This window comes from Streptomyces fragilis, assembly GCF_003112515.1.
GTDB lineage: Bacteria > Actinomycetota > Actinomycetes > Streptomycetales > Streptomycetaceae > Streptomyces > Streptomyces fragilis.
Map to the genome: position 1 here is coordinate 241,474 of NZ_BEVZ01000002.1, position 18,036 is coordinate 259,509.

General features: G+C 73.6%; 17 protein-coding genes and 1 pseudogene. 10 read left to right on the plus strand and 8 right to left on the minus strand.

The features are described 5' to 3' along the window. The first annotated feature begins 219 nt into the window (after positions 1–219). Positions 220–2,298 carry an NAD-dependent DNA ligase LigA gene (gene ligA, locus Sfr03f_RS03125; protein WP_108952144.1) on the plus strand — a complete coding sequence of 693 codons (2,079 nt, stop codon included), beginning with the start codon at positions 220–222 and terminating at the stop codon, positions 2,296–2,298. Positions 2,299–3,256: 958 nt separating this feature from the next. Next, on the plus strand, positions 3,257–4,477 hold the full coding sequence (locus Sfr03f_RS03130) for an SfnB family sulfur acquisition oxidoreductase (RefSeq protein WP_108952145.1): 1,221 nt from the start codon (positions 3,257–3,259) through the stop codon (positions 4,475–4,477). A 298-nt stretch (positions 4,478–4,775) separates the two neighbouring features. Here Sfr03f_RS03130 and Sfr03f_RS03135 read toward each other — a convergent pair whose 3' ends face one another. Continuing rightward, complete coding sequence (locus Sfr03f_RS03135; protein WP_108952146.1) at positions 4,776–5,384, minus strand: TetR/AcrR family transcriptional regulator; 609 nt, start codon at positions 5,382–5,384, stop codon at positions 4,776–4,778. Positions 5,385–5,474: 90 nt separating this feature from the next. Here Sfr03f_RS03135 and Sfr03f_RS03140 point away from each other — a divergent pair, with 90 nt between their 5' ends. The 4 genes from Sfr03f_RS03140 (at position 5,475) to Sfr03f_RS03155 (ending at position 9,660) form a co-directional block, all read left to right on the plus strand. Next, complete coding sequence (locus Sfr03f_RS03140; RefSeq protein ID WP_108952147.1) at positions 5,475–6,215, plus strand: SDR family oxidoreductase; 741 nt, start codon at positions 5,475–5,477, stop codon at positions 6,213–6,215. Positions 6,216–6,413: 198 nt separating this feature from the next. After that, positions 6,414–8,168, plus strand: a complete 1,755-nt coding sequence (gene polX / locus Sfr03f_RS03145; RefSeq protein WP_108952148.1) for a DNA polymerase/3'-5' exonuclease PolX — start codon at positions 6,414–6,416, stop codon at positions 8,166–8,168. A 101-nt stretch (positions 8,169–8,269) separates the two neighbouring features. After that, a complete protein-coding gene (locus tag Sfr03f_RS03150; RefSeq protein ID WP_108952149.1) occupies positions 8,270–8,770 on the plus strand; it encodes a GNAT family N-acetyltransferase in 501 nt (166 codons plus the stop codon). Positions 8,771–8,856: 86 nt separating this feature from the next. Continuing rightward, a complete protein-coding gene (locus Sfr03f_RS03155; protein WP_108952150.1) occupies positions 8,857–9,660 on the plus strand; it encodes an SAM-dependent methyltransferase in 804 nt (267 codons plus the stop codon). Positions 9,661–9,745: 85 nt separating this feature from the next. Here the strand turns inward: Sfr03f_RS03155 and Sfr03f_RS30895 are convergent. Continuing rightward, positions 9,746–9,931, minus strand: a pseudogene (locus Sfr03f_RS30895) (2Fe-2S iron-sulfur cluster-binding protein); the annotation flags it as partial. Positions 9,932–9,983: 52 nt separating this feature from the next. Here Sfr03f_RS30895 and Sfr03f_RS03165 point away from each other — a divergent pair. Next, complete coding sequence (locus Sfr03f_RS03165) at positions 9,984–10,643, plus strand: TetR/AcrR family transcriptional regulator (RefSeq protein WP_245967372.1); 660 nt, start codon at positions 9,984–9,986, stop codon at positions 10,641–10,643. Between the two features lie 190 nt (positions 10,644–10,833). Here Sfr03f_RS03165 and Sfr03f_RS03175 read toward each other — a convergent pair whose 3' ends face one another. Further along, a complete protein-coding gene (locus Sfr03f_RS03175; RefSeq protein WP_108952151.1) occupies positions 10,834–12,234 on the minus strand; it encodes an NAD(P)-binding domain-containing protein in 1,401 nt (466 codons plus the stop codon). A 176-nt stretch (positions 12,235–12,410) separates the two neighbouring features. On the opposite strand from Sfr03f_RS03175, the gene Sfr03f_RS03180 reads away from it, so the two are divergent. Beyond that, complete coding sequence (locus Sfr03f_RS03180) at positions 12,411–12,785, plus strand: ArsR/SmtB family transcription factor (RefSeq protein WP_108952152.1); 375 nt, start codon at positions 12,411–12,413, stop codon at positions 12,783–12,785. 58 nt (positions 12,786–12,843) lie between these two features. On the opposite strand, the gene arsB is transcribed toward Sfr03f_RS03180, so the two are convergent. Further along, on the minus strand, positions 12,844–13,977 hold the full coding sequence (gene arsB, locus Sfr03f_RS03185) for an ACR3 family arsenite efflux transporter (protein ID WP_108952153.1): 1,134 nt from the start codon (positions 13,975–13,977) through the stop codon (positions 12,844–12,846). Beyond that, positions 13,974–14,282, minus strand: coding sequence for an ArsR/SmtB family transcription factor (locus tag Sfr03f_RS03190; RefSeq protein ID WP_108952154.1), 309 nt, complete (start codon positions 14,280–14,282; stop codon positions 13,974–13,976). Before Sfr03f_RS03190 ends, arsB begins: the two co-directional genes overlap by 4 nt. A gap of 89 nt (positions 14,283–14,371) precedes the next feature. Here Sfr03f_RS03190 and Sfr03f_RS03195 point away from each other — a divergent pair, with 89 nt between their 5' ends. After that, positions 14,372–14,806 (plus strand): arsenate reductase ArsC, encoded by a 435-nt coding sequence (locus tag Sfr03f_RS03195; RefSeq protein WP_108952155.1) that lies wholly within the window; start codon positions 14,372–14,374, stop codon positions 14,804–14,806. Positions 14,807–14,875: 69 nt separating this feature from the next. Here Sfr03f_RS03195 and Sfr03f_RS03200 read toward each other — a convergent pair whose 3' ends face one another. Continuing rightward, positions 14,876–16,105 carry a right-handed parallel beta-helix repeat-containing protein gene (locus Sfr03f_RS03200; protein WP_245967373.1) on the minus strand — a complete coding sequence of 410 codons (1,230 nt, stop codon included), beginning with the start codon at positions 16,103–16,105 and terminating at the stop codon, positions 14,876–14,878. A gap of 250 nt (positions 16,106–16,355) precedes the next feature. Between Sfr03f_RS03200 and Sfr03f_RS03205 the strand changes: the two genes are divergently transcribed. Next, positions 16,356–17,120: an AfsR/SARP family transcriptional regulator gene (locus Sfr03f_RS03205; RefSeq protein ID WP_245967374.1), complete on the plus strand. Its 765-nt coding sequence runs from the start codon at positions 16,356–16,358 to the stop codon at positions 17,118–17,120. On the opposite strand, the gene Sfr03f_RS03210 is transcribed toward Sfr03f_RS03205, so the two are convergent. Further along, positions 17,068–17,634 (minus strand): M23 family metallopeptidase, encoded by a 567-nt coding sequence (locus Sfr03f_RS03210; protein ID WP_108952157.1) that lies wholly within the window; start codon positions 17,632–17,634, stop codon positions 17,068–17,070. The genes Sfr03f_RS03205 and Sfr03f_RS03210 overlap by 53 nt on opposite strands. A 108-nt stretch (positions 17,635–17,742) precedes the next feature. After that, entirely contained in the window at positions 17,743–18,030 is a 288-nt protein-coding gene (locus tag Sfr03f_RS03215; protein WP_108952158.1) for a gas vesicle protein K, read from the minus strand. Positions 18,031–18,036 lie beyond the last annotated feature (6 nt).

Below are 18,036 nucleotides of genomic sequence, written 5' to 3' on the forward strand. Positions count from 1 at the left end.
AACGGCGCCGTTGGCCGTAGCGGTGCCGGTGGCGGCAGCGGTGCCGTGGGCCGCAGCGGTGCCGGCGGCCGCAGCGGTGCCGGTGGTGTCCGCGGCGGTGGCCGCGGCAGTGCCCGCGGCGTTTGCGGCGGCGGCCCTGGTGGCCCTGGCGTATCTCGCCCCGGTGTCGGCGGAACAGTGCGTTCCGGATTGTCGGACCCCTGCGGAAGAGTGATCCCCATGACGACTTCCCCCGCCGTAGAGGCGCTGACCACCCCTGCCCAGTACGAGGCCGCGATCGCCCGCGTCCGCGCCGCGGCGCGGGCCTACTACGGCGGCGACGGCGACATCGCCGCCGAGAGCGTCATGGACGACGCGATGTACGACCGGGAACTCCTGGCCGTCGCCGCCTACGAGCAGGCACACCCCGGGCAGGCGGCCGCCGACTCGCCCACCCACCAGGTCGCGGCGGGGGCCGCCCCGGTCGGCGACGTCGCGCACACGGTGCCGATGCTCTCCCTGGACAACGCCTTCTCCGCCGAGCAGCTGACCGCGTGGGGCGAGAGCCTGCAGCGGCGGCTGGGCCGGCCGGTCGAGGGCGGGTACACCGTGGAGCCCAAGCTCGACGGCGCGGCGATCGCCGCCCGCTACCGCGACGGCCGGCTGGTCCAGGTCGTCACCCGCGGCGACGGACGGTTCGGCGAGGACGTCAGCCACGTGATCGGCACCGTCGACGGACTCCCGGAGCGGCTGCGGACCCCGGCCACCGTCGAGGTGCGCGGTGAAGTCCTCTTCACCCAGGCCCAGTTCGAGGACGCGAACCGGATCCGCGCGGAGCACGGCGCGAAGGTGTTCTCCAACCCGCGCAACGGCGCGGCCGGCACCCTGCGCGCCAAGGACCGGCCCTACCGGCTGGGCCTGACCTTCTGGGCGTACGGCGCCGTCGACCTGGACGGCGGATCGTTCCTGCCCGCGGGGGCCCCGCACAGCGAGGTGCTGGCACTGCTGTCGGCGGCGGGCGTGCGGACCACGCGCGACAACCCGGCCGCGCTGCGGTGCGTGCGCACGATCGAGGAGGCGCAGGCGCGCGTCGAGGAGATCCAGGCGATGCGGCCGAGCCTGCCGTTCGGCATCGACGGCGTCGTGGTCAAGGCCGACGACGTCGCCGAGCAGCGGGCGGCCGGCTTCGGGTCCCGCTTCCCCTACTGGGCGATCGCCTACAAGCTCCCGGCGGTCGAGCGGACGACCCGGCTGCTGGACGTCGAGTGGAACGTGGGCCGCACCGGGGTGCTCGCCCCGCGGGCACGGCTCGAGCCGGTGGAGCTCGACGGCACCACCGTCGAGTACGCCACGCTGCACAACCCGGCCGACATACGGCGGCGCGACCTGCACATCGGGGACACCGTCACCGTGTACAAGGCCGGCGACATCATCCCGCGCGTCCAGGCCGCCGTCGTGGGGCTGCGCCCGGCGGACGCCGTGGAGGTGCCGCTGCCCGAGGCGTGCCCGCACTGCGGCGGGGACATCGACCGGAGCCAGGAGCGGTGGCGGTGCGTGAAGGGCGCCGCCTGCCGCCTGCCCGCGCTGATCGCCTACGCCGCGCAGCGCGACTGCCTCGACATCGACGGCCTGGGCACGACGTACGTGAACGCGCTGGTCGCCTCCGGCGCGGTCGCCGACATCGCCGACCTGTACACCCTGGACCTGGAGACGCTGTCCCGCGCCGCCGGCAGCGAGAAGCGCGGCGCGAACCTGGTCGCGCAGATCGAGGCCGCCCGGCTCAAGCCGCTGAGCCGTCAGCTCTGCGCGCTCGGCATCCGCAACACCGGCCGCCGCCTTTCGCAGCGGATCGCCGCCCACTTCCGCACCATGGACGCGGTCCGCGCGGCGGACGCGGAGGCGATGCAGGAGGTCGAGGGCATCGGGCCGGAGAAGGCGCCGGGCATCGTCGCCGCCTTCGCCGAACTCGCGCCGGTGATCGACAAGATGACCGCCGCGGGGGCCACCATGACCGAACCGGTCGGCGAGGGCGCGGGCGAGGGGCCGCTCGTCGGCGAGGACGGCCGCCCCATGAAGGTGGTCGTCACCGGCAAGATGACCGGTCCGCTCGCGGAGCTCGGCCGCACCGCCATGAAGGACCTGATCGAGCGCGCCGGCGGAAAGTCCGGCGACGGCGTCACCGCGCAGACCGCGTACCTGGTGGCGGCGCCCTCCGCGGGCGGCAAGCCGAGCAGCAAGGCGATCAAGGCGGAGCAACTGGGCGTGCGGGTGCTCACCCCGGAGGAGTTCGCCGACCTCCTCGGCGACCTGCTGGACTGACCCACCGCCCGGCCGTGGCCCGGCCACCGCCCGGCTGCCGTCCGACCGTGGCTCCGGCTCGGCCGCCCACGGCCCGCACGGTGTCCCGCTCCACCGCCGCGCGCGCCACCGCCCGGCCGTGTCCCGGCCGCTGCCCACCGTGTCCTGGCCAGTGCCCACCGTGTCCCGGCCAGTGCCCACCGTGGCTCCGGCCCAGTAGCCGACGGCCCGCACCGTGTCCCGCTCCACCGCCGCGCGCTCCAGCGCCGCGGTGCGGGCGGGCCACCGTGGACTCCTCCCGGGCCTCACGTCGGCGCCGGGCGGAGCGTCCCGCCCTTCCCGCCCGCCGGGCGATCCCGGCCGCCCGCCGGACCCCGGCTGTGGGAGCGCGGGTGGCTGGTTCGCGTCACCACCGGGCGCGGCAATTCCGCATGCCGGAGCGTCCGTTGACGGTGGCCGGGCTTCGTGCTTGCATCGGTGCATGCTGCGCCGGACGCTCACCTCCCGCCGCTGTGTCGACCTGGTCAGGGTCGCCGCGGCGCTCTGTCGCACGTCCTGACGTAGCCGGCGCCCCGGCCTCCCCGGGTTCCGCGCCCCCCGCGCTCCGCCGCGTCCCACGCGCCGCACGGGTCCCACGCCCCGCGCACTCCGCGCGACACCCGTCTCCTCCGCGTCCTGCTCGGCGGAGAGGCTCCCGCGCTTCCTCCCGGCGTCGCCGAGGACGTCCCGTCCCCGTGCCGCCGTCGCCCGTGGCGCCGTCGAGCGAGAGCGGACCGTTCGTCGCCCGGCCCGCCGACCGACGCGGGCGCCGCGGCCGCCCACCCCCGCCGCCCGGCGGGAGGGACCGGGGAATGGAACCGCGCACCGGACGGAAACCGGCACCGGGCGGGAGCCGGCCTCCGGGGCCGCCCACGCGTCCGCGCCCGACCCGGCACCCCCCACCCACGCCACCCGGCGTTCCCGACGGAAAGCAGAGACCATGACAGCCACCGCCCCGTACCTGTCCCCGCCCGCCCACGTGATCGCCGACGACGCGGAGGCCCTCGCCGTCGCGGCGGAGCTGGCCGAACGGTTCCGGCACGAGGCCGCCTACCGGGACGCCGAACGCCGGCTCCCGGAGCAGGAGCTGGGCGAGCTCTCGGCGTCCGGCCTGCTGGCGGTGACCGTGCCGGCGGAGTTCGGCGGGGCGGACGTGCGCCAGGAGACCCTCACCGAGATCTTCCGCCTGCTGGCCTCCGCGGACGCCAGCCTGGCGCAGATCCCGCAGAGCCACTTCGTGTACGTCAACGTCCTGCGTCTGCACGGCACCGAGGAGCAGCGGAAATTCTTCTTCGGCGAGATCCTGGGCGGCGCCCGCCTGGGCAACGCGCAGTCCGAGGCGGGCACCCGGCACGTCCAGGACATCCGCACCCGGCTCGAGCCCCTGGGCGACGGTTCGTACCTGCTGACCGGGACCAAGAACTACTGCACGGGCGCCCTGTTCGCCGACTGGATCCCGGTGCTGGCCCGCGCCGAGGACGGCGAACTGCACGTCGCCTACCTGCCGCGCGATGCGGAGGGGCTGACCGTCGTGGACGACTGGGACGGCATGGGCCAGCGCACCACTGCCAGCGGCACCGTCCGGCTGGCTGCGGTGCGGGTGCCCGCCGACCGGATCCTGCCCCACCACCTCACCTTCAGCGGCCCGCAACTGCACGGCGCCGTCGCCCAGTTGCTGCACGCGGCGATCGACGCCGGGATCGCGGACGGCGCCCTCGGCGAGGCGGTGGCGTTCGTGCGGACCAAGTCCCGCCCGTGGTTCGAGGGCGTGGACGCCGGTTACCCCGAGGCCTTCGACGACCCGCTGCTGATCCAGCGCTTCGGTGAGCTCGCCGTCCAGGTGAGAGCCGCCGAGGCGCTGCTGAGCTCGGCGTCCCGCGCCGTGGACGCGGCCCGCGCGGACCTGACCGACGACACCGCGGCGGAGGCCTCGATCGCCGTGGCGGCCGCCAAGGTGACCGCCGGGAAGGCGGCCGTGGAGGTGGCCGACGCCCTCTTCGAGGTGTCCGGCACCCGTTCCGCCCTCGCCTCCCACCAGCTCGACCGGTACTGGCGCGACGCCCGCACCCACACCCTGCACGACCCGGCCCGGTGGAAGATCCAGCACATCGGCCGCCACACCCTGCACGGCACCCGCCCACCCCGCCACGGCCTGCTCTGACGGGCACCGCCCCGGTCCCGGGGCCCGTCCTGCGGATCGTGCACAGGGGTCGCGGGGCTCGCTACTCGGTCCCGTCCCTTGCTCGACCTCGCTCGAGCAAGGGGCCCATCAGCTAGGGGTCGACGAGGTAGCGGGCACGGCAAAGGTGAGGGTAAACGGGGTTCCCGCACGAGCTTCTTGGAGCCCTTCCACTTCGCGGTCCGGTGGTCTTCCGTGACGCGCGTCGAAACGCCGAAGGGGCGGACCGGCAGTATGCATGCGGCCAGGTGGGAGCGGCGCGGGAGGGGTGCCGTCCGCTCTACCGAGGTGCCGCCCCGTGCAGGGCGTGGTCGACCAGGCGGGGGACGACGGACGCGTCGAACGGGGCCTTGAGGACCAGCATCCGGTGGTAGAGGGCGCCCCACAGCTGGTCGACCACGATGTCGAGGTCGGCGTCCTCCCGGAGCAGCCCTGCCCGCTGGGCGGTGCGCAGCCGTGCGCGCGCCAGCTCGCGGCGGGGGCGCCCGTACTCCTCGGCGAAGGCGCGGGCCAGGCCGGGGTCGAGCTGGGCGGCGCCGACCAGCTGCGAGACGGGCCTCTCCGCGCCCTCCTCCTTCAGCCAGCGGACGAAGGCGCCGAGCTGCGCGATCAGGTCGGCCCGCAGGTCACCGGTGTCGGGGAAGTCGAGCACCGGACGGCTGCGGGCGAAGTACGCCTCCGCCGCGAGCGCGCCGGGGGAGGGCCACCACTTGTGCAGGGTCGTCCTGCTCGCCCCCGCCTCCCGGGCCACCCGGTCGAAGGTGAGCGCCTGCAGGCCCTCGTCCAGCAGGATCCGGCCCGCCGCGGTCAGCACGGCCGCGCGCACCTCGGTCGCCGGCCGCCGGCCGCGGCCGGGCCGCCCGCCGGTGGCGGTCTCGTTCTCGGACATCGTCACCCCACCCGTCTTGTGGACAGTCTGTTCATTTCGCCGTAGCCTTGCATATGAACAGTACGTCCATATTCTAGAAGGAGCGCAGTCATGACCGACAGCACCGCAGGACGGGTGGCCCTGGTGACCGGCGGGTCCGGCGGCATCGGGCGGGCCGTCGTCGAGCGGCTGGCCGCCGACGGGTACGCCGTTGCCGTGCACCACGCGGGCAACGCGGCGCGGGCCGAGGAGATCCGCGACCAGGTCACCGCCGCCGGCGGCCGGGCGATCACGGTGGGCGGGGACGTCGCCGACGAGGAGGCGATGGCCCGGGCGTTCGACGCCACCGAGGAGGCCTTCGGCGGGATCGACGTGGTCGTGAACACCGCCGGGATCATGCTCCTGTCGCCCGTCGCGACGCTCGACCTCGCCGACCTGGACCGGATGCACCGGACCAACATCCGCGGCGCCTTCGTCGTGTCCCAGCTGGCGGCGAACCGGCTCCGGCCCGGCGGGGCGATCGTCAACTTCTCCACGTCCGTGACCCGCACCCAGTTCCCCGCCTACGCGGCGTACGCCGCCTCCAAGGCGGCCGTGGAGGGCATGACCCTCATCCTGGCGCGGGAGCTGCGGGGCAAGGACATCACGGTCAACGCCGTCGCCCCCGGCCCCACCGCGACGCCGCTCTTCCTCGCGGACAAGAGCGAGGAGCAGGTCGGCCGGATCGCCGCCATGAACCCGGCGGAGCGCCTCGGCACCCCCGAGGAGATCGCCGGGACCGTCGCCTTCCTCGCCGGTCCCGGCCGCTGGGTCAACGGCCAGGTGCTCTTCGCCAACGGCGGCCTGGCCTGAGCGCCCCCCGCCCGCACGGTGACGCCCCGCCCGGCACCCGCCGCCGCACGGCGACGCCCGGCCCCGGTCCGGGCCCGCACGACGACGCCCGGCCCCCGTCCGGCCCGCACGGCGACGCCCCACCCCGGTCCGGCCCGCACGGCGACACCCGACCCGCCCCGCGCGCATGAAGCCGCCGATCCTGCACACTCGTCCCCCATGGCCAGGTCCAACGACGAGGTTGCCGAGCTCCTGCGGGAGTACGCGGACCTGATCGCGATCACCGGCGGGGACGCGTTCAAGGCGCGCGTGTACGAGAAGGCGGCGCGGGCGATCGGAGGGCACCACGCCGACGTCCGGACGCTCGACGCCGAGGGATTGCGGGAGATCCCGGGGGTCGGCCGGTCGATCGCCGACAAGGTCACCGCGTACCTCTCCACCGGCGACTTCGCCGCGCTGGAGAAGCTGCGGGCGAAGATCCCCGAGGGGGTGCGACGGCTGACGGCCGTCCCGGGGCTCGGCCCCAGGAAGGCGTACACCCTGCACCAGGAACTGGGGGTCTCCTCCGTCGACGAGCTCGTCGAGGCGATCCACGCCGAGCGGTTGCGCGACCTCAAGGGATTCGGCCCGAGGACGGAGGAGAACATCCTCCACGGCGTGGAGCTCATGCGGTCGGCCGGCGGCCGGGCGCTGATCGACGTGGCCCTCGACCTCGCCGAGGACGTGGTCGCCACGCTGTCGCGGATCGACGGCTGCCTGCGGTGCGCGTACGCCGGGTCGCTGCGCCGGGGACGCGAGACCATCGGGGACGTCGACGTGCTGGTGGCGGCCGAGGAGTCCGGGCCGTTCATGGAGGCCTTCGCCGCCCTGCCGTACGTCTCCGAGGTGATCGCCCGCGGCCCGTCCAAGACCTCGGTCCGCACGGACAAGGGCCTCTCCGTCGACCTGCGCGTCGTGCCGCCCGACTCCTGGGGCGCGGCGATGCTGTACTTCACCGGCTCCAAGGCGCACAACATCCGCGTCCGGGAGATCGCCGTGCGGGAGAAACTGAAGCTGTCCGAGTACGGGCTGTTCGACGCGGAGAGCGGCGAGAGGATCGTCTCGCGGGCCGAGGAGGAGGTCTACGCCCGCCTCGGCCTGCCCTGGATCCCGCCGGCGCTGCGGGAGGACCGCGGTGAGATCGAGGCCGCGCGCGAGGACGCACTGCCCGAGCTGATCGAGGAGTCCGACCTGCGGGGAGACCTGCACACGCACACCGACCTCACCGACGGCCTCGCCCCGCTGGAGCGGATGGTCGCCGAGGCCGCGAAGCTCGGGCACGCCTACTACGCGGTCACCGACCACGCGCCCAACCTGTACATGCAGCAGATGACCGAGGAGCGGATCCTGGCCCAGCGCGAGGAGGTCCGCGCCCTCGACGGGGTCTACGGCAGACGGGGCAGGACGGACCGCCGCGGCGGCATGCGGCTGCTGCACGGGGTGGAGCTGAACATCGACCCCGACGGCGAGGTGGACTGGCCGGCCGGCTTCCTGGCCGGGTTCGACGTGTGCGTGGCCTCGATCCACTCGCACTTCGGCCAGAGCCGCGAGGAACTCACCCGGCGTCTCGTCCGCGCCTGCGAGAACCCGCACGTCAACATCATCGGCCACCCCACGACCCGCATCCTCGGCAAACGGCCGGGCATCGAGTTCGACCTCGACGAGGTGTTCGCCGCGTGCGCGCGCACCGGCACCGCCATGGAGATCAACGCGCACCCCAACCGCCTCGACCTGCGCGACGAGGACATCCTGCGGGCCAGGCGGCACGGTGTGCGGTTCGCCATCGACAGCGACGCCCACTCCGTCCCCGACCTGGGCCACCTGCGCTTCGGCGTGGGCACCGCCCGACGGGGCTGGCTCACCGCGGACGAGGTGATCAACACCTGGCCGCTGACCCGCCTGCGCCGCTTCCTGCGCAAGGGCCGCCGCGGCTGACCGGCTTCCGCCGCGGCCGACCGGCATGCGGTCAGGAATGGAACCTCCGGCCACGGCGTGCCAGTGTGACGCGTCACGACCGATCCGACTGGGGGGCCGGAATGAAGCCGGGCACAACGGAGCTGGCGGTGTCGGAGGCGACGCCGCAGGACCTCGAAGGCGTACTGAAGCTCCAGTACCTCTGCTACCAGAGCGAGGCCGAGCGGTACGACGACCACACCCTCCCGCCGCTCACCCAGGACCTGGCGGGTCTGCGCGAGGACCGCGAGGCCGGCGTGCTGCTCGTGGTGCGGCTCGGCAGCGAGGTGGTCGGCTCGGTCCGCGGCCGCCGGCGCGGTGACGCCTTCCACATCGGCCGGCTGGTGGTCCATCCCCGTCTCCAGCGGCGAGGCCTCGGCAGCCGGCTGCTGGCGGCCGTCGAGGAACGGGCGGGCGACGCGGCGTGGCTGGAGCTGTTCACGGGCGACCGCAGCACGGAGCAGCTCGCCCTGTACACCGCCGCCGGCTACCGTCCGTACCGGACCGAACGGGTCGCGCCGCACCTGGGCATGGTCCACCTGCGCAAGGAGGCGGCGGCGGGCCTACCGTCCGTCACCAATTGACGCTCCGACAACCAAGCACGCATGAGCGCACGTTCGATGCCCGCAAGCTATGGCGAAGATCGCCCGGCTCGTGTGAGGCTGCGCGCATGGGTCTCTTCGAACAGGAAAAGCCGGACCGGCTGCGCTCCGACCGCCCCCACTCCGCGCGGGTGTGGAACTACCTCCTCGGCGGCAAGGACAACTACCCTCCCGACCGCGAGGTCGGTGAGGCGATCCTCACCACGTTCCCCGACTTCGCGGCGGTCGCCCGGCAACAGCGGGTCTTCCTCGGCAGGGCCGTGCGGTTCCTGGCCGGGGAGGCGGGCGTGCGGCAGTTCCTGGACGTCGGGACCGGTCTGCCCACCGCGGACAACACCCACGAGGTGGCCCAGCGGATCGCCCCGGAGAGCAGGATCGTCTACGTGGACCACGACCCGCTGGTCCTGGTGCACGCGCAGGCCCTGCTCACCAGCGGCCCGGAGGGCGTCTGCGACTACGTCGAGGCCGACGTGAAGGATCCACTGCGGATCCTCGAGGAGGCGGCGCGCACCCTCGACTTCAGCCGGCCGGTCGGCCTGATGCTGCTGGGGATCATGGGCCAGCTGCCCGACGAGGACGACCCGTGGGGCGTCGTGCGCACGCTGGTGGAGGCCCTGCCGCCGGGCAGCTACCTGGCGCTCTCGGACGGCACGGACACCAGCGACGCGCTGAACACGGCGGTGGCCGCGTACAACGCGCAGTCCGCGCACAACTACCACCTGCGCCCCGCCGAGGACATCGCCCGCTTCTTCGACGGCCTGGAGCTGCTGGAGCCGGGCGTGGTCCGGTCCGCGGACTGGCGGCCGCACCTGTCCGGGCCGATGCCGGAGGCCCCGGCCCACGCGGTGTGCGGGGTCGCCCGCAAGCCCTGACCGCTGCCCGCCCTGACCGCCGCACGCCCGGAGCGCCTGACGCCCGACGCTCCGGACGCCCGGTCTGCCGTCCGCCGCACCCCCGTCACATCCCGGCCGCCGCCTTGATGGCGGCCCGGATGCGCGGGTAGGTGCCGCACCGGCCGACGGTGCGGATGCCGTCGAGGTCGGCCTCGGCGATGCCGCGGCCCTCCTCGGCGACGCGGCGGACCAGGGCGACGGCGGCCATGATCTGGCCCGGCCGGCAGTAGCCGCACTGGGCGACGTCCTGGAGGGAGGGGGCGAACCCCGACACCGGCGGCCAGCCTGTACGGTCGGTGCCCATGACCTCCTCGGACGTCCCGTCGCTGCTCGAGACCGCGTTCACCGGGGCCGCCGAGGGCGCGGGTCCGGACGACGAGATCGCCGCGCGCCTGCTCGACGCCGCCCACGAGCAGTTCTGCCGGATCGGCATCAAGCGGTCCACCATGGCGGACGTGGCCAAGCTGGCCGGCGTCTCCCGCATCACCGTCTACCGCCGCTTCGCCACCAAGGACGTGCTCGTCGAGCAGGTCGTACGGCGGGAGTTGCGGCGCTGCCTCGACCGCTTCGCGCACGACGTCCAAGGCGCCGAGACGGTCGCCGACCGGGTCGAGCTGGGCTTCGTCAGCTCCCTGCGCGCCATCCGCCGCAACGCCCTCATCGGCGGCCTGATGGCCGTGGAGCCGGACGCGGTGGTGCCGTCCATGACCAGCGACGGCGGCCGCACCCTGGCCGCCGTCCGCCAGTTCCTGGCCGGCGGGCTGCGCCGGGAGCAACAGGCGGGCAACGTCTCCGAGGACGTCGACGTCGACCTGGTGGCCGAGATGATGGTGCGGATCTCCGCGTCCTTCCTGGTCATCCCCAGCCACGTCGTCGACATCGAGGACGACGAGCAGATGCGCGCGGTGGCCCGGCGGTTCCTGGTGCCGATGCTCGAGCCACCGCGCCCGGCTCACTCGTAGAGCTCCCCGCTCTCCGCCCGCGCCACCGGCGAGGCCGGCGGCTCGAACCGCTCGCCGTACCGCCCGGCCGGCTCCCGTGCCCGGGCGACGAGCCCGCCCCGCACCCGAGCTTCTTCCTCGGCGACGGCATGCCCATCGCCCCGCGGCCCTCGGCGTACACCCCTGGCCCTTGCGGGGGTGCCCAGGCCGGTCACGAGCCGCAGCACCCGTCCGCCGGTGCCGCCCCGGCCACTTCGGCCGTGGCAGGGCTGTCCAGGAGTACGAGCTGCGGAGCGGGCGCGCAGCAGCCACCGCCGTCCGCCTCAGCGGCATCGGGGGCGTCGAACAGGCCTGCGCCGCCGCAGACCCCGGTCTCGGGCAGGGTCAGTTCCACGCGGTCGGCGGACTCGAGGTCACCGGCGATCGCGGCGGCCACGGAGCGGACCTGCTCGTAGCCGGTCATCGCCAGGAACGTCGGGGCGCGGCCGTAGGACTTCATGCCGACCAGGTACACACCGGGTTCGGGGTGGGAGAGCTCGCGGTGGCCGTGCGGATAGACGGTGCCGCAGGAGTGCTGGTTGGGGTCGATCAGCGGAGCCAGGGCGACGGGCGCCTGGAGGCGCTCGTCGAGGCGCAGGCGCAGCTCGTCGAGAAAGGTCAGATCGGGACGGAACCCGGTCAGCACGATCACTTCGTCGACCGGGTCCAGACGGCGGCCGTCCTCGCCGACCAGGACGAGGCGGCCGTCGTCCGTCCGCTCGATCGCCTCGGTGCGGAAGCCCGTGACCGCGTCCGCGTGACCCTCGTCGACGGCGGCCTTCGCCGCCAGGCCCAGGGCGCCGCGGGCGGGGAGCTGGTCGGCCTCGCCACCGCCGAAGGTGGAGCCGGAGATGCCCCGGCGCAGGATCCACACGCCCTTCGTTCCCGCACCGTCGTCGGACGTGGCGAGGTCGGCGAGGTGGGCGAGCGCGGTGAACGCGGAGGCGCCGGAGCCGATCACGGCGGTGCGCCTGCCCGCGTACCGGGCCCGGACGGCGGCGTCCTTCAGGTCCGGGACGCGGTAGGTGATCCGGTCCGCGGCGGCCTTCTCACCGAGCGCGGGCAGTCCGCTGCCGCCGGCCGGGGACGGCGTGGCCCAGGTGCCGGAGGCGTCGATGACGGCGCGGGCGAGGACGCGCTCCTCGCTGCCGTCGGTGTGGGTGACGTGCACGACGAACGGCTGCTGCTCGCGGTCGGCGTCCACGATCCGGTCCCGTCCGTTGCGGGAGACGCCGGTGACGGTGACGCCGGTGCGGACGCGGTCGCCGAGGACGTCGGCGAGCGGCAGCAGGTAGAGATCGGCCCAGTCGCCGCCGGAGGGATAGGTGGCCGGGTCGGGGCGTGTCCAGCCGGTGGGGGCGAGGAGCTTCTCGGCGGCGGGGTCGACGACCTCGGCCCAGGTGGAGAACAGCCGCACGTGCGCCCACTCGCGCACCGCCGCGCCGGCGGTGGGGCCGGCCTCGAGGACCAGGGGCTCGATGCCCCGGTCGACCAGGTGGGCGGCGGCGGCCAGACCGGCGGGGCCGGCCCCGATCACGACGACGGGCAGTTCGGTGGTGGCGGGCGCGTTCACGGAGACTCCTCGCGTGTTTCGACATCTGTCGATGGCTTGTGCGGCCCAGAATGGCACCTGTATTGATGACCGTCAACATAGACATTCATCGAACCGAGGGCTGCCCGGTGTCCGGCCGGTCGTCGCCGGTGGCGGACCTGCCTCCCTACTGGTTCGACATGTGTCAACATAGATGCATGTCGAATGCGAAGGTGCTGCCGCTGCTCGAGCCCGCCGACGGTCAGGGCGTGGCGCCGTGCTGCCCGCCGCTGACCGAGCGGCCGATGACCGCCGAGGAGGCCGAGACGGCCGCGCGGATGTTCAAGGCGCTCGGCGACCCGGTCCGCCTGCGTCTCTTCTCATCCGTGGCCTCCCACGAGGGCGGGGAGGCGTGCGTGTGCGACATCTCCGACGTGGGGGTCTCCCAGCCCACGGTGTCGCACCACCTGAAGAAGCTCAAGGAGGCCGGGCTGCTCACCTCCGAGCGGCGCGGCACCTGGGTCTACTACCGGGTCGAGCGGTCCGTACTGGCGGCGATGGGCAAGCTGCTGAGCCTGCCGGCCGCGCCCTGACCGCACCGGGTCCTTCTCGCCGGCGAGCCGGCTTCAGGCGCCGCGAGTCCCACTGGTGCTACGACCTGCGTGATGCGTCACGGGGCGTCGTCACCGCGTCGGCGCCGAACCTCCCCCGCCAGGCGAGCGCGACGCGGACCAGCACGATCAGCACCGGCACCTCGATGAGCGGGCCGACGACACCGGACAGGGCCTGGCCCGAGGTGACGCCGAAGGTGGCGATGGCGACCGCGATGGCCAGCTCGAAGTTGTTGCCCGCCGCCGTGAAGGCGAGGGTCGCGGTGCGGTCGTAGGCGAGCCCCAGGGCCTTGCCCAGGAGGAAGGTGCCGAAGAACATCACCGCGAAGTAGACCAGCAGCGGCAGCGCGATCCGGGCGACGTCCCCGGGCTGCGAGGTGATGGTCCTGCCCTGGAGGGCGAAGAGGACGACGATCGTGAACAGCAGCCCGTACAGGGCCCACGGGCCGATCTTCGGCAGGAACCGCTGCTCGTAGTCGGCGCGACCGAGCTTCTTCTCGCCCAGGCGGCGGGTGAGGAAGCCGGCGGCGAGCGGGATGCCGAGGAAGATGACGACGTTGAGCGCGATCCTCCCCATGGAGATGTCGAGGTGCTCGCCGTCGCCGAGACCGAGCCGGCCCGGCAGCAGGTCGAGGTAGAACCAGCCCAGCAGGCCGAACGCGACGACTTGGAAGACGGAGTTCAGGGCGACGAGGACGGCGGCGGCCTCGCGGTCGCCGCAGGCGAGGTCGTTCCAGATGATCACCATGGCGATGCAGCGGGCCAGGCCGACGATGATCAGGCCGGTGCGGTACTCGGGCAGGTCCGGCAGGAAGGTCCACGCGACCGCGAACATGACCGCCGGGCCGACGATCCAGTTGACGACCAGCGACGAGACCATCAGCTTCCGGTCGCCGGTGACGGCGTCGAGCCGGTCGTAGCGGACCTTCGCCAGCACCGGGTACATCATGATCAGCAGCCCGAGCGCGATCGGCAGGGAGATCCCGCCGGTCTCCACCTTCGCCAAGGCGTCGTTCAATCCCGGGACGAGCCGGCCGAGCCCGAGGCCGACGGCCATGGCGAGCAGGATCCAGACCGCGAGGTAGCGGTCCAGGGTGGAGAGCTTCTTGACGATCGATTCCCTGGCCGCCTCGGGGCTCGGGGTGCGGGCCGTGGTCGGCTCGGTGGACGTCACGGGCAGGCCCTCTTGTTCTCGGCGGCGGCGCGGGCGCATGCGGCGAGCTCGGCGAACCGGTCGGAGAGGCCGGCCAGGACGTCGGGCCTGAGCTTGTAGTAGGTGAAGCGGCCGCACGGCTCGGTCTCCACCAGCCCGGCCTCGCGCAGCACCTTCATGTGGTTGGACAGGTTGGTCTGCTTGGCCCCGGTCTCCTCCACCAGGTGCGTCGTGCACAGCGTCTCGCGCGCCAGCAGGGTCACGATCCGCAGCCGCAGCGGATCGCCCAACGCCCGGATCACCTCAGGATCGACTGAAGTCAGCATGCGCTGATAGTGTCACATCACTGTCCGCTGATATCAGCGGATGCTGATGCCGTGACGCATGCGGCCGCCGCGAGACCAGGGAGCCCTTCATGCCCGACAGCCCCGGCACGAAGCCGTCCGTCCTGTTCGTCTGCGTCCACAACGCCGGCCGCTCCCAGATGGCCGCCGCCTGGCTCACCCACCTGGCCGGTGACCGCGTCGAGGTCCGCTCCGCAGGCTCCGCCCCCGGTGACCAGGTCAACCCCGCCGCCGTGGAGGCCATGGCCGAAGTGGGCATCGACATCTCTCAGGAGACACCGAAGATCCTCACCGTGGAGGCGGTGAAGGAGTCCGACGTGTGCGTCACCATGGGCTGCGGCGACACCTGCCCCGTCTTCCCCGGCAAGCGCTACCTGGACTGGAAGCCGGCCGACCCGGCCGGCCAGGCTGTCGAGGCCGTCCGCCCCATCCGCGACGAGATCAAGACCCTGGTCGAGGGCCTGATTGCCGAGATCGTCCCGGCGGAGCCGCAGGCGACCGCGTGAGCGGGACGCGCGGTGCCCTCGTCCCGGATTCCGGCCCGTATCCGGAGACGGCGGACGGCCGCGTCCCGTTCAGCAGATCGACTGGCTGCTGTTGACCAGCGTGTTGTTGCGGAACGTGGTGTTCGTGCCGCAAGGGCTCTCACGGATCGCCGAGTTGGTGACCGTGAGGTTCTGGATCCAGATGTCGGAGTTGTTCGGGAACTCCGTGCGGGCCGCGAGACGGATCTCGCCGCCGCCGCTGACCGTGCCGCTCTGCGCGGCGAGCGTCACGTTGTAACAGTTCTCGATCAGCACCGCGTTGTTGCCGGTGTTGGAGATGCTCACCCGGTCGATGACCGCGCCGCCGCTCTCCGAGACGCAGAACACGCCGCGTCCCCCACCGCGGGCGACCACCTCGCCCACCCGGATGTTGGTCGGGTACGAGCTGCCCACCCGCCCGTTGCGGTTGGCCATCCGGAAGGCGGCGTACCCGGTGCCGGTCCCCGCGTTCTCCGCGTCCACCCTGGTCACGGTGGCGTTGATCGTCTGGTTGAGGAGCAGGCCCGACTCGCCGACGTTGCGGGCGGTGACGGTGCCGATCGTGAGGCCGTCCACGCCGTAGGTCTCCACGGCGTGGCTGGAGGCGCCGGAGACGTACACGTTGTCGATGCGGACGTTGCGGGTCCACTGGCTGGTGTCGCCGCGGTTGTCGATGCGCACGCCCAGGCCCGAGGACAGCCGCATGTCGATCTGGCCGAGGACCACGTTCTGCACGTTGCGCAGGAAGATCCCGTAGAGCGGGGTGCCGGTCACGTTGAGGTGCTGGACCTCCACGTCCCTGGTGCCGCGCGAGTACACCGGCGCCTGGTCGCCCGAGCCGCTGCCGGTGACGTTGATGGTGCCGCAGACGTCCAGGACGGTGTAACTGGGCAGCGAGATGCGCGAGCCCGCCGACATGGACCCCGACCCGCGGACCACCACCCGTTCCTTGTACGTCCGGCCCGCGGTGAGGCTGCCCACCGCCGCCTGGACGGCGGAACGCAGGTCGGAGCCGGTGTACACCGTCGTGGAGCCGCGCCGCGCCGTCCAGGTGGAGCCGCTGAGCACGGCCTCGGCCTGGTACGCGCCGTCCCCGCAGGCCGCTGCCGCCGACGCGGCCGCGGTGAGCCCGGCGGAGGTCCCCTCCTCGGGCGAGGCCAGTGCGGCGGCGGTGGTGGTGAGGGCCAGCGCGGCGGCGGCGAGCGCGCCGACGCGACGCCGCTCGGGCCCGCTCCTGCCCAGCAGCGCGGCGAATAAGGGGAGTTCTGATCGGCGTCCCATGAGGAGGGTCTCCGCTCGGGTCGTCGAACCGGCACGGGGGGAACCGGTTCGTTCACTTGTGGGGATCGTGAGTCTGCTGAGGGCACCGGCGCACCGTCAATGGGCTCTTGCGCCAGGCCGCCCCGTGCGGACGCGACACGTCCTGTTCCGTACGCGCCCGCGTCGTTACGCTGCCCCGGTCACGGACGATCCGGGGGCGGGGCATGGGGGCGCGGGGATGAGGGAGCCGACGTTCGGCATATTGGGCCCGTTGCAGATCAGAGGCCCGATGACCCGCGGTTCCGTCCCGCTCGGCGGGCCCAAGCCGCGGGCGGTCCTGGCGACGCTCCTGCTGCGGCCCGGGGAGTACGTCTCGCTGGACACTTTGACCGAAGTCCTGTGGCCCTCCCGGCCGCCCCGGTCGGCCGTCGCCAACCTTCGCACCTATATACGCGCGTTGCGCGCGGCGCTGGCCGCGGCCGGTGTGGACCACGCGGGGCTGCGCACCCGCCACGGCGGCTACGTCCTGGAGGTTCCCGCCCCCGAGCACGACCTGCTGCTCTTCGAACGCCGCCTCCACCGGGCGCGCACCGCCCGGAACGCGGGCCGGCACGCCGCCGCCCTGCGCGGCTACGAGTCGGCGCTGCGGCTGTGGCGCGGCGACGTCCTGCAGGACCTGCCGGGCAGCGTCCTGTGGGACCCGGCGCTGACCCGCCTGGGCCAGCTGCGCGCCGTCGCCCTCGACGAGTGCCTGCGCCAGCGGCTGCGCGTCGGGGACCACGGGACGCTCGTCGCCGAGCTGCGCGCCCGGATCGCCGCCGACCCGCTGCGCGAGGACCTGTGGCAGCTGCTGGTGCGCGCCCTGGACGGCGCCGGCCGGACCGCGGAGGCCGGCGCCGCGTACGCCGAGGCCCGGCGGCTGCTCGCCGCCGAGCTCGGCGTGCTGCCCGGCACCGCCCTCCGGGCCGCGGGGGAGGCCCTGTTCAGCAGCCGTTCGTGCTGGTCTGGTACCGCACCAGATAGTCGCTCCAGGTGACGCCCTGGACGACGGCGACGACCACCGCCCCGTCGTGGATCTGCTCGTAGTGCAGGTGGGGGGAGAGGGAGTACAGCGCCGAGGTGGCGCCCACCGTGCCGATCCGCTGCCCCCGGGTCACCGTGTCGCCGACCTGCACGTCGCGGCTCTGCAGGTGGGCGTAGCGGGTCCGCCAGCCGTCGCCGTGGCCGATCACGACGGTGTTGCCGTAGCCGGTGTCGGTGGCGTAGTACGACGACAGGACGGTGCCGCCCGCGCTGGCCAGGACCCGGCGGCCGAGGTCGTCGGGGTTGCCCGCGGCGTCGTAGTGGTTCCAGTCGATGGAGTGGGCGGGGCTGTGGCCCTCCCAGTTGCTGCCGCGCCAGCTCTGGTCGCAGACGAACGGCATGCGGAACGCCGGCCGGCCGGCGTCCGCCGCCGCGGACGCCGGCGCGGCCTGCAGCAGCGCGGTGAGCACGGTGAGCCCTGCCACCGCCGCCGGCACGGAGCGCACGGTGCGTCTTCGTAACGCCATGGATCCTCCCAAGTCGTGGGGATGATCCGGCGATTGAAGGGGGCGGGCATACAAAGGGCATACAAGTGCGGGCGGGGTGTGGCCGGGGCGCGGCCGGTCGGAGCGTGGTCAGAGCAGGGAGCCCAGCGGACCCAGGTCGAGGTTGAGGTCGTCGCGGCGGAGGCCGTGCTGGGCACAGAGGTCGTCCATGCGCTGCTCCAGCAGCATCAGGGCGGTGCCCAGCCGGTCCTCCTGCCCGGGCGTGAGGGTGCCCTCCTCGAAGCGGCGGATCGCCTGCTTCTCCATGAGCTGCCGCAGCAGTTCGACCACGGTGAGGACGAGTTCGGCCAGGCCGTCGGCGACCCGTTCGGGGTCGAGGTCGAGGGTGCCGTCGCGGGGGAGGGGAGCGGGGTTCACGGGAGC